This is a genomic window from Pseudomonas sp. KCJK9000 (assembly GCF_046230725.1).
Taxonomy (GTDB): Bacteria; Pseudomonadota; Gammaproteobacteria; order Pseudomonadales; family Pseudomonadaceae; genus Aquipseudomonas; species Aquipseudomonas promysalinigenes.
Map to the genome: position 1 here is coordinate 1 of NZ_JBJJLN010000090.1, position 10,251 is coordinate 10,251.

General features: G+C 61.1%; 10 protein-coding genes and 1 pseudogene. 4 read left to right on the plus strand and 7 right to left on the minus strand.

The features are described 5' to 3' along the window. Window positions 1–178: 178 nt before the first annotated feature. Together ACK59H_RS21985 and ACK59H_RS21990 are read left to right on the plus strand one after the other, a co-directional pair. A complete protein-coding gene (locus ACK59H_RS21985; RefSeq protein ID WP_409264913.1) occupies window positions 179–1,516 on the plus strand; it encodes a hypothetical protein in 1,338 nt (445 codons plus the stop codon). Between the two features lie 196 nt (window positions 1,517–1,712). Next, a complete protein-coding gene (locus ACK59H_RS21990) occupies window positions 1,713–2,363 on the plus strand; it encodes a TIGR04211 family SH3 domain-containing protein (protein ID WP_060480293.1) in 651 nt (216 codons plus the stop codon). Window positions 2,364–2,424: 61 nt separating this feature from the next. Here the strand turns inward: ACK59H_RS21990 and ACK59H_RS21995 are convergent, their stop codons facing one another. Further along, window positions 2,425–2,697 carry a hypothetical protein gene (locus tag ACK59H_RS21995; RefSeq protein ID WP_060480292.1) on the minus strand — a complete coding sequence of 91 codons (273 nt, stop codon included), beginning with the start codon at window positions 2,695–2,697 and terminating at the stop codon, window positions 2,425–2,427. A gap of 122 nt (window positions 2,698–2,819) precedes the next feature. Continuing rightward, complete coding sequence (locus ACK59H_RS22000) at window positions 2,820–3,701, minus strand: LysR family transcriptional regulator (protein WP_261743531.1); 882 nt, start codon at window positions 3,699–3,701, stop codon at window positions 2,820–2,822. Window positions 3,702–3,814: 113 nt separating this feature from the next. Between ACK59H_RS22000 and argC the strand changes: the two genes are divergently transcribed. Both argC and ACK59H_RS22010 read left to right on the plus strand, forming a co-directional pair. After that, on the plus strand, window positions 3,815–4,750 hold the full coding sequence (gene argC, locus ACK59H_RS22005) for an N-acetyl-gamma-glutamyl-phosphate reductase (protein ID WP_060480290.1): 936 nt from the start codon (window positions 3,815–3,817) through the stop codon (window positions 4,748–4,750). A gap of 72 nt (window positions 4,751–4,822) precedes the next feature. Beyond that, the gene (locus tag ACK59H_RS22010; RefSeq protein WP_060480289.1) at window positions 4,823–5,509 is read left to right on the plus strand and encodes a GNAT family N-acetyltransferase; all 687 of its coding nucleotides are present in this window, start codon (window positions 4,823–4,825) and stop codon (window positions 5,507–5,509) included. Window positions 5,510–5,529: 20 nt separating this feature from the next. On the opposite strand, the gene ACK59H_RS22015 is transcribed toward ACK59H_RS22010, so the two are convergent. From ACK59H_RS22015 to ACK59H_RS22035, 5 genes and pseudogenes are all read right to left on the minus strand, one after another. Then, the gene (locus ACK59H_RS22015; RefSeq protein WP_060480288.1) at window positions 5,530–6,753 is read right to left on the minus strand and encodes a multidrug effflux MFS transporter; all 1,224 of its coding nucleotides are present in this window, start codon (window positions 6,751–6,753) and stop codon (window positions 5,530–5,532) included. Window positions 6,754–6,801: 48 nt separating this feature from the next. Next, window positions 6,802–7,407, minus strand: coding sequence for a thermostable hemolysin (locus tag ACK59H_RS22020; RefSeq protein ID WP_060480287.1), 606 nt, complete (start codon window positions 7,405–7,407; stop codon window positions 6,802–6,804). 15 nt (window positions 7,408–7,422) lie between these two features. Then, window positions 7,423–8,904, minus strand: a complete 1,482-nt coding sequence (locus tag ACK59H_RS22025) for an AMP-binding protein (protein ID WP_261743535.1) — start codon at window positions 8,902–8,904, stop codon at window positions 7,423–7,425. Beyond that, on the minus strand, window positions 8,901–9,833 hold the full coding sequence (locus tag ACK59H_RS22030) for a TauD/TfdA family dioxygenase (RefSeq protein WP_060480285.1): 933 nt from the start codon (window positions 9,831–9,833) through the stop codon (window positions 8,901–8,903). The genes ACK59H_RS22025 and ACK59H_RS22030 overlap by 4 nt, the downstream gene beginning before the upstream one ends. Before the next feature lie 131 nt (window positions 9,834–9,964). Beyond that, window positions 9,965–10,251: pseudogene (locus ACK59H_RS22035) on the minus strand (LysR family transcriptional regulator); the annotation flags it as partial.

Below are 10,251 nucleotides of genomic sequence, written 5' to 3' on the forward strand. Positions count from 1 at the left end.
GTATGAGCCTAGTCCATTGGCTTTTGCCGGCGTGTGTGGCCGACGCGCTGCGCCATCGCCGATCAATCAGAATAATCCTACTGGCAGCTGCGAAGCCTCCCACAACCTACTTGATGCTCAGCAGCGCATGATGCCTGGCAAAATCTCAAAAGCGACTTTTCGCAAGGAGAAACAGGTTTTGTCGGATTTCCAAACCAAGTTGCAGCACCTGAGTGCCGAGCAGATCGAAGCCTTGTACAGCGATTACGTCAGCGGTGAGAAAATCGCCACGCTGCTGGAACGCTACGCCATCGACATCGCCCCCAGCAGCCTGATCAAGGCGTTCCCGCCGGTACCCTGCCAAGGGCTGCAGTGCCCCTACTGCGCTGTGAGCCTGTACGAGCGGCGCAAAAGCCGCTCGGCCTACAGTTGGAACGACAATCAGGCTTACTGCCCGCAATGCACGCACCGTCACTATTTTCCAGGGCGCAACCAATGGCAACGCGATTGCACCTGCCCACCTTGCCTGGCAGTACGTGAGCGTGCCAGGCAGGCGCGGGCCAGCGAGCAACGCAAGCGCATCGATGAGCACTGGTCATTGGCCAAACACCAGCCCGTGCCGCTGCATACCCTGCCCGTCACCCGTCAATTGCAGCTGTTGGCCATGCTCCAAGTGCGCATGGATGGGCAAAAGGGTTGCATCCATGCTGCAGAACGAAGCACGGCAGACATGCGGGTCAGCCCGTCCCTAGGCATGGATTCAGCGCTGTTGCTGGCGCTGCACGAAGACCAGATTCTGCTGGTGGACCCAACCTCGCCGCTGGATGCCTTCAGTGACGACCCCACGCCTAAAGCTTGGCAAAACAAAGTGAGCTGGGTCGCCAACGTCAGTCTGGATGGCGAGCACCGGGCCGGCATTGGCAGCCTGTATCGCGCGCTGCGCCTGACATTGGGCAATGGCCCGCAGGCGCGGTGGCGCAGCGAGATCGCCGCAGCCATCGAGCGGCTGAATAAGGAGGAGGTCTGTGCCTATATCGCCACACGCAGTGCAGAGCATGGCTTGCCATTCGAGGCCAGGAAGAAAGCCGCTGAAGTGGCCGAGCAGCTGCTTGAGATGCACCCGGTTCGGCATATCTGGTCCCTGACCAACACGGCTGTTCGGGGGGCTCTGGCCTACGTGGCCAGGGCTCGGGTCAGCAAGCAGCATGCCGCCAACACCATTCCCGGCAGAATGCTGTCGATGAGCGAACGGGCCATCAGCGAGCAATGGCAATTCAACATTTCAAGCCACGACGCCTATCCGCCGCTGTCGGCCATGCGCTGGGCGCTGTTCGAAGTACTGCTGCAACAAGAAGACCATGGCCTGGGCCAGAAGCTCAGCGACTACCTCGCACAGCTGCCTGGGGAAGTTGCCGCCAGCAGCTACACCTGTTACTGCGCGCTGTGTGGTTCGAACCGCGTGCACATAACGGCGCTGCCAGAAGAAACTATCGTCAATTGCAAAGATTGCCTGGCCAAAACCCGGGTGTCGACCTAGCCAGGGCCCATGCCCAGCGCTCACCCTGCCGGGGTCTTTCTAAGCAACATTTTGTTGGTAATTCCTACGCCAAGCAGTGAACCTGCTTACAAAAATGCGGTCTGTCCCTGACGGTCAAGTTACCGACCGGTTCGTCGGCCCTGTCATTGAGCGCGAGCTCCCGGGCCTATTTTTCCTGCAGCAGCGAAGACCCGACATGCCTGAATCCCGCCCCGCCTCCCCTGCCCTCACTGCCCTGCGCGGCAGCCTGCTCGCCGCCTTCGTGGCCCTTGCCGTGCCCGCGCATGCCGAAGAGCCGGCCAGCGATGCGCGCTGGGTCAGCGACAGCCTGAGCACCTACGTACGCAGTGGCCCGACGGACGGCCACCGCATTGTCGGGACCCTCAAGTCCGGGCAGAAAGTCACGTTGGTCGGCAGCCAGGGCAACTACAGCCAAGTACGCGGCCAGAATGGCGATTTGGTGTGGATCCTCACCAGCGACCTGCAGTCGGTGCCTGGCCAGAGCGAGCGCCTGCCGCAACTCGACGCTCAGGTGGCGGAGCTGTCCGGGCAGCTCAAAACCATCGACGACAGCTGGAAGAACCGCGTACAGGGCATGCAAGAGACCCTCGACTCGCGCAAACAGCTCATCGATGAGCTGCAAGCCCGCAATCAGGCGCTGAACGAGCAGCTCGACCAAAGCCAGTCGAGCCTGCGCGATACCCAAGCGCGCCTTGGGGATGAGAACAAACAAGTGATGATGCGTTACATGGTTTACGGGGGCAGCATTGCTGGCGCCGGCCTGCTGGCGGGTTTGATCATTCCGGCCCTGACTCGCGGGCGCAAGAAGAACGACCGCTGGTTCTGACCTAGAGGCTGCTGTGCGGCTTCTTCACGGCCGAAGCCTCGTAGAAGCCGCACAGCACAGACTACCTGCCGCGAGCCTTGTTATAGATGGTTTTGGCGCGGTCAGCCGAGGCTTGGCACTGGGTCCAATCCTGCGCCGCTTGCCCTTTCTTGGCCTGATCGAGCAGCTCGTGGTAGTCATGGGCCATGCCGCCATGAAGCGCCTGGCCGTCGGTTTTCTTGATCTCTTCCAGCTCCTTGATCTTCGCCGCACAGTTGCTTTTCGGGTCGGCGTGGGCGGTAAAACTAAGCACTGAAGCAATTACCAGCAGAGGCACGAGTTTCATGGGTTTCATGGAGCGTTCTCCTGGGCAATCGGGATGGTCATCTAAAGGATTGTTGGCTCGACGCAGGGTCAAGCATAGTCGGCGATAGCGGCGGCGTCGGCTCGGCTTGGGGGTTGAGCCTGCCAACGTCTTTATTGGCGCAAGCGCTCCAGTGCCTCTAACACGAACCCAGTGGCTCGCTCCATCTCTGCCTCGCGGCAGGCTATGCCTAAATGACGCCACAGCCCCGGCCGCAGTGGCCGCCGCGCGATACCCGGATGCGGCTCCGAGGCTTCGCCCTCCTGCGGCAGCAACGTTGCGCCATAGCCCGCTGCGACCAAGCGCTTGATCGCATCGTTGTAGTTCAGCTCGATGCGTGGCTCGGGATACAACCCCGCTGCCGCGAACCACTCACTGGTTACCCGCGACAACTGAGTGCTGCTGTCGTTGAGGATCAACGCCCGCTGGTTGAGCCAGGCCGGAGTGACCTTGGCAGGTGGCTGCCAGCGCGCTGGCACGTACGCCAAGATCGGGTCGCGTCGCCATGGGGTCAGCCTGATGCTCTTGCCTGCCGCCTGCGGCAGCGCCACCAGGGCGATGTCCAGGCTTCCATCACGCAACCGCGCCAACGATGCCTGGGAAGTCAGGACCTGAACCTGTACATCGATGCCAGGGTGTTGCCCTTGCAGATACTCGAGCGCCTTGGGCAGCAGATGCGCAATCGCACCGGTGGAAGCGCCCAGGCGCACCCGGCCGGTCAGGCCTTCGACTTGCCGGCGCACTTCGTCCAGGGCCTGGTCGGCATCGGCTAGCAGACGGCGGGCCCGGGCCAGCAGGGTTTCGCCAATGGCCGTGGGACGCACCTGGTTACGGTTGCGGATCAGCAAAGGTGCGCCGACCCTCGCCTCGAGTTCGGCCACGTGCAAGCTGATGGTGGGCGGCGCCAGGTTGAGCTGGCGGGCGGCTTCGGCGAAAGCGCCCAGTTCCGCAACCACAACCAACGTGCGCAGGCGGTCGAGGCTGATTTCACGCATCGGCAACGCTCCTTGGTTCAGGAAATCTGAATATCAGCGTCATGATATTCAAATTTTCTTTATGAATGCCACAGGCGAGCATAGGTCATCTCTTGCCATGATCGGACATCACCATGCATACCCCAGTCGTGTTTATCGACGGCGACCAAGGCACCACCGGCCTGCAAATCCATGCACGCCTACAGGGCCGTAACGACCTGCACTTGCTGACCCTGCCCGACGCCGAGCGCAAAGATCCGCAATGCCGTGCCAGGGCCATCAACAGCGCGGACATCGCGGTATTGTGCCTGCCGGACAACGCCGCCCGCGACGCGGTGGCGACTATCGAAAACCCGGCTGTGCGGGTGATCGACGCAAGCTCCGCGCATCGCACCACGCCTGGCTGGGTGTACGGTCTGCCGGAGCTTGAGCCTGACCAGGCCGAACGCATTGCCCAGGCCAAGCGCGTCAGTAACCCAGGCTGCTACCCCACCGGAGCCATCGCCCTGCTGCGCCCGCTAGTCGACGCCGGCCTGTTGCCGAGGGACTACCCCCTTAGCATTCATGCCATCTCAGGTTACTCCGGCGGTGGTCGCGCAGCCGTGCAACGGCATGAAACGCTGGGAGGTGAACAGGCCCCGACCCTGCAACTGTATGGTTTGGAGTTGGCCCACAAGCACGTGCCTGAAATTCAGCAACACGCCGGCCTGACCGCCCGGCCGATATTCCTCCCAGGCTACGCGGCTTATCGCCAGGGCATCGTTCTGAGCATCCCGCTGCAACTGCGCTTGCTGCCCGGCCGCCCCGACGCCGAGCAACTGCAAGCGTGCCTGGAGCAGCACTACCAGGGTGCACGGCATGTGCAGGTAATGCCCTTGCATCAGCAAGGCCCCGCTGCGGCGCTTGACCCTGAAGCACTGAATAACACCAACGACCTACGCCTGGCGGTGTACGCCAACCCCGAGCACGGTCAGGTGCTGCTCACGGCAGTGTTCGACAACCTTGGCAAGGGCGCCTCGGGAGCCGCGGTGCAGAACCTCGAGCTGATGCTGGCCGCGATGCGCGGCTGAAAAGGGTTTAGACTGTTCACCCCGCGCCAGCCTGGCGCGAGGTGATCCAACCGCAGCCGGAGCCGTCCCCCGATGTTCATTCTCAGCCGCCTCGACAGCGTGCCGCCCGAGTCCTTCCAAAACCAGATCCGCGAACTGGTGATCCACAACGTAGGCGAACTGAGCAGCGTGGCCATCCGCGCCGAAAACCCGTTGTACCCGCTTTATCAGTACGGTGTCGGCATGGAGGTGCACCAGTACCTGCAAGCGATGGGTGGCACCGGCGGTCTGGCCGTGCAACTGACCCTGGCACTGGATGCCGACGCCCCGGATCAACTGCTTGGGTTCGCCCTGGCCTTGCCGGCCCAGGACACCCCGCAGGCCTGTACCCTGGCGTTCCTGGCCGTACTCCCCAGCCACCGCCGCCAGGGCATTGCCCGCGCGCTGCTGGGTGACCTGCAGGCGCGTTACAACAGTGTCGAGCTCAATGCCTTCGCCCATCAGGTGCCTTGGTTCGAAAGCATGGCCATGCAGGTGGTCGCTGCCAGCGGCCCGCAGGTGCTGATGAGCAGCACCGGCCAGGCCAGCGGCGCGCTCATCGGCCGGGTGGACATCGCGCCGATTTACCAGGCGCCCGAAGTGCTGCAGATCCACACCTACTTGCTGAACCAACATGGCGAAGAAGCCATGCTCGATGCCGAGCAGCAGCGCGATGAATGGCTGGACAGATTGGCCGAACAAGCCAGGCAATGCCTACAGGTGCGCAAGTCGGTGCATTGATCCAGCGCCTGGTCGCTGTGTTACTGAGTTTTGGCCGTTGCCCGCTCGACCACAACGTCATCCTTGGCCTGCTGCTGCATCCGCACACTCAACATGCCCGACAGCGAGATCAGCCATAGCACCAGGAACACAGCAGCGACTGTCAGGTTCGACGCCAGTGACAGGGCGCTGACGACGCCTGAGGCCACGGCGCCGAAGACCAGCATCAAACAGCCCTGCAAGCTTGCCGCCACACCCGCGCGGTCAGGGAACAGCGACATGGAACGGGCCATGGCATTGGAAAAGATGAACCCCTGACCGAAGGCGACCAGCATGATGCCGCCGAGGATGTTCACCAGGCTCAACCTACTGGCTGTCGCTGCGATCCCGATCACGCCCAGCAGAAACAGCGACATACCGGTCCACATCAAATTACGCGGGTCGATGCGCCGGATCAGCGCGCGGTTGACCAGCGTACCGACCAGGTAGCAGCTGCCAACGGCCAGCGCCGTGGTGCCGAAGTACTGGGCACTGTGCCCCAATCGCTCCTGGACGATGTAAGGCCCGAATACGTTCCACAGCAGAAAAGCCGAGAAACTAGAGCCGAGCACGATCACCGATGAACGAAAGCGGGCGTCGGCCAGAATGCAGCGGTAGCCTAAGACCGTCTGCAAAGCTGCCCGCCGCCCGGAATGTGGCAGCGACTCCTTCAGCCCGGCCAGCACGAAGGCCAGCACGATCACCGCGTATACGGCATAGAGAACGAAGTTGTAACGCCAGCCCAAGTGCACTTCGATCACACCGCCCACGTATGGCGCGATCACTGGCCCCAGCCCGAAGGCCAGGCTGAGGTAGATGATTGCCACGTAAAAACGCGGCCCTTTGACGATATCCACCAGCAACGCCCGCGCCACCACTTGGCAAGCGCCAATCGCGAAGCCCTGTAGTGCCCGGGCCACTAAAAGCATTTCGATGGAAGTGGCAATGCTCGCCACCACGCTGCCGCCCAGAAACACCAGCAGCCCCAACTGTACTGCCGGTTTGCGGCCACGGGCATCGGCCATCACGCCGAAGAACAACTGGCCGAGGGCATAGAACAACAGCGTGATGGTGATGGTGTTCTGCATCAATGACGGGCTGGCCGACAATTCCCGGCCGATGGAGGGAATACTGGGCGCATACAAGTCGATGGCGATACCGCCGACGCTATTGATCAGCGGCGCCAGAAACACAATGAAATTCTCGTAACGTTTGCTCGCGTTCATGCTTATCTCCAGCACGCCGCGCGTCGTGACGCGCGGCGCGTGTCAACCTCAGGCAGATGCCTGACAAGGGAAATGAGGCGTGGCCAGGGCAACGCCCGGGCTAGGTGCGCTCATCCAGATGCTGGGCGGTGACAGCCGCGCTGCGACAACCCGTGGCTCATGGTGGTAATAGGAGCCCCAGTTCACCCCCGGATCCTTGACCCGCGTGCTATCGGCAGGGCCTAAGTCATCCAGGCTGTCCACCAGCGGGGTCAGCAGCTGACGCACCTGATCGGTGGCGGTGAGTACCACCAGGCCGAAATTGCGCAAGGCCAGCGTCTTGATCACATTGTCCAGTAGGTACTTGCCTGCTCCGCTGCCGCTACGAAACGATGCAAAGGCCCCCACTTCGGCAATGCGAGCGCGGTCCAGCCCATAGCGTCGATCCAGGCTTTGATCCAGGTAGTACTCACTGAACAGCTTTGCCGAGTCGCCGTAGCTGATGCCGGCACAGGCATAGCCAGGGGCGCCGCCGTTGGAGCCTGTCAGGCAGACGAACAGATCAGGCTGTGGCTCTGGGGTGGCGCCGTAGTGTTTCAGATAGTGGGCACGCACGGCCTCTTGCAGGCACCGGTAGCCGGGCCGACCTTTGTAGAAATTACGCACGATGTACATGGCGTTCTCTGGTCCTCAGGCATACATCTGGTCGATGAAGCGCGCCTCGATTTCAGCGCGTCGCGGCCGCCCCGTGACGGTGTAGAACTGGTCACGGAACTGGGCGATGTCGTCGATCACACGAATTTGCCGAACCCTGGCGAAGTCTGCCAGGCGATGCTCCAGGCGCGCCATTTCGTCACGGACGCAGGCAGTGCCGGCTGTGCTGAGAACGATGGCACAGGGCTCGTCCTTGCCCTCGCCCATGACGATCATGTCGTCCACCAGCGGGCTTTCCTTGTAGACGTTTTCCACCCACTCGGGCGAGATATTGCGGGCCGTCGACAGGATGATCACATGCTTCTTGCGGCCGGTGATGTAGAGATAGCCGTCGCGAAATTCTGCTATGTCACCGGTGTGCAAGTACCCATCGGAAAGATCGCAAGCAGTGTCGTCAGCGTTGTAGTAGCCTGCGCAGAGCGTGGGCGTGCGCACCAGCAGTTCACCGTCGACCAACTTGGGCTCGATCCCGTCCAGCAGCTTTCCGGCTGAGCCAATGCGCCGCTCGGCGGGCGAGTTGAGCGAGATGATCGATGAGTTTTCGCTAAGCCCATAGGCTTCGAACACCTCGACACCGCGGGCATCCAGCGCCTGCAGCACACTGACCGGGATTTTGGCGCCGCCTGTGATGATGTGCGGGCACTGCGCTCCGAACAGCTGCTGCACCGAGCACTGCTCAAGCAGCATGTTGGCTTCCTCCAGCAGCTTTGGCGGCAGGTACAGGAAGTTCGGCTGGTTGGGGGCGATCATTTCCAGGTACTGCCTGGCATTGCCGCTGGCCGCGCCATATTCGGCTACGCCTTTGGGCATTAGCGTCAGCGTGCCGCCGGACAGGATAGGGATGAATACGCCCAGCACTTGTTCGATCAACAGGCTCATGGGCACGATCGAGAAATAATGCAGCGGCTGTTGCGGCAGGCGCTTCATTACGTTGTCCACCAGCAGGCCGACCGCCTCGTCACGGATCATCACGCCCTTAGGCTTGGAGGTGGTGCCGGAAGTGTGGATGATCGAAACGATCCCCTCCGGTATGAGCTCATCCTCGGCACGCCACTCATCGCCGATGGCCTGGCCCATCAGTTGATCGGGGATGAAGCATGGCTTGTCCGGCAGGATGCCATGCAAGCGGCCTGCGGTTTGCTCATCACTGACCAGCACGGCAGTGGCCTTGCCCAGCAGGCTGGCGATCTGATCATCGGAAAATTCGATCGGCACCGGCAGCAACACTGCACCGACTTTCTGAATGGCCAGCAACGTGTAGACCCACTCGTAGCACGAGCGCATGGCAATACCGAACACTTTGCGCTCACAGCGGCCTACGCGCCCTTCAAGAGCACTGGCCAAGCGCAGCACGTCGCGACGCAGCTGGTGCAAGGTGTACTCACGGCCGCCCATCTCACGAATGACCACGCGATCTGGCGATGCCGCCAAATAGTCCTGCATTTTCTTGCTGATCATTGGCCATTACCCCCGATACGGTAGCTCTGAGCGCCGAAAATACGACGGGAAGTGTCATCCAGACGGCGGCGACCATGCATGACGCGCGTGTTGTCGATGACGATGACATCGCCTTTTTGCCAGAAGTGGCTGTAGGTATTGCGCTCGGTCACTTCCTTGATTTCATCCCATATCTCCAGCGCGATAGCTTCGCCATCGGCCCAGGTAATACGCGGGGGTTCGTAGTTGACACTGGGGCCGAGCATCGAATTGCAGAACGCCCGGCGCCCGCTAAAGCAGCTGGTTTCCACTGCAGATATAATCAGCTCCGATGCAATCAGGTTCTGGTCGATACGGCGGTAAGTTTGCCCTGCCACTTGTTCATTGACCTGTTGCAGATGTTCGTCGGTGATCGCCTCCAGCGGAAGTTGCAACTCGATACTCAGAAAGCGTTTGACGTTCTGCCACGGAATACGGCGGCGATATCGAATATTGCGTTGCTCGAAAAGTTTGCGGGTTTTCGCCGAGAGGTCGAACAACACTCGCTCGCCGTCACAGAGTGTGGTTTGCGAGCCGATAGAGGCGGCTTCGAGGCAATAGAACCATTGCAGGTCAGGGTTGAACGGCAGGTTGCCATTCTCGCGGTGCAGGCCCATCTCGTGCACGCCCGCCTCGATTTCCGCAGTGTTCGCAGTGGCTGCCTTGCGTGCCGGGTCGAAGGTGACCCGCGATGAGTGGGCGCTGACGAATTCATTAAAGTCTTCGAGGCTATCGGCGAAGTCGCGGTAAATCACAGCACCACTATGGGCCAGGTCTTCGTACAGGGTCGCACCATTGATGGAATCGCTGATGCGCTGGCCACGATCGACTGCGATTACACATTCGAAACCATAGCAAGGTGTCGGCTGCCTGAAATAAGGAAACACCAACGGTTGCGCGTGGGCCAACATGACTCATTCCTCCTTGAAAGTGTGGGTCAGGTAGAGCGCTGCCTACCCGATGACCAAACGATAAGTGAAATGAGTACGTCGCTGGTTTTAAGAAATCTAAATGCGCTGTGAAAATTTAAAAGTCTGTTTCATCACTGCGTCAATAACACATCGGCCACTTGCTCGATCAACGCACGCATGCTGCTGAGGTCTTTGCTGTCGCTGCGCTCACGCGCCCAGATCATGTCCAAGGTGAAACTGGGAAAGCCCAGTGGCGGTTGGCAGATCTTCACCTGCTCAGGGAAGCGCCGAGTCGGGAATAAAAACGCCGGGCACGCAACGGTAGCAGGCACCGCCGCGGGAAATTTGAGGCAAGCCCGGCAACCGTTGGGGCGCACCAGCCCATTGCGCGAGGGCCCGGCCTTATCCAACCAGCCGT

Coding starts and splice junctions, on each gene's coding strand:
- ACK59H_RS22000 (WP_261743531.1), bottom strand. CDS start 3,701: ATGCGTGAAATCAGCCTCGACCGCCTGCGCACGTTGGTTGTGGTTGCG.
- ACK59H_RS22015 (WP_060480288.1), bottom strand. CDS start 6,753: ATGAACGCGAGCAAACGTTACGAGAATTTCATTGTGTTTCTGGCGCCG.
- ACK59H_RS22030 (WP_060480285.1), bottom strand. CDS start 9,833: ATGTTGGCCCACGCGCAACCGTTGGTGTTTCCTTATTTCAGGCAGCCG.
- ACK59H_RS22025 (WP_261743535.1), bottom strand. CDS start 8,904: ATGATCAGCAAGAAAATGCAGGACTATTTGGCGGCATCGCCAGATCGC.
- ACK59H_RS22010 (WP_060480289.1), top strand. CDS start 4,823: ATGTTCATTCTCAGCCGCCTCGACAGCGTGCCGCCCGAGTCCTTCCAA.
- ACK59H_RS21990 (WP_060480293.1), top strand. CDS start 1,713: ATGCCTGAATCCCGCCCCGCCTCCCCTGCCCTCACTGCCCTGCGCGGC.
- argC (WP_060480290.1), top strand. CDS start 3,815: ATGCATACCCCAGTCGTGTTTATCGACGGCGACCAAGGCACCACCGGC.
- ACK59H_RS21995 (WP_060480292.1), bottom strand. CDS start 2,697: ATGAAACCCATGAAACTCGTGCCTCTGCTGGTAATTGCTTCAGTGCTT.
- ACK59H_RS22020 (WP_060480287.1), bottom strand. CDS start 7,407: ATGTACATCGTGCGTAATTTCTACAAAGGTCGGCCCGGCTACCGGTGC.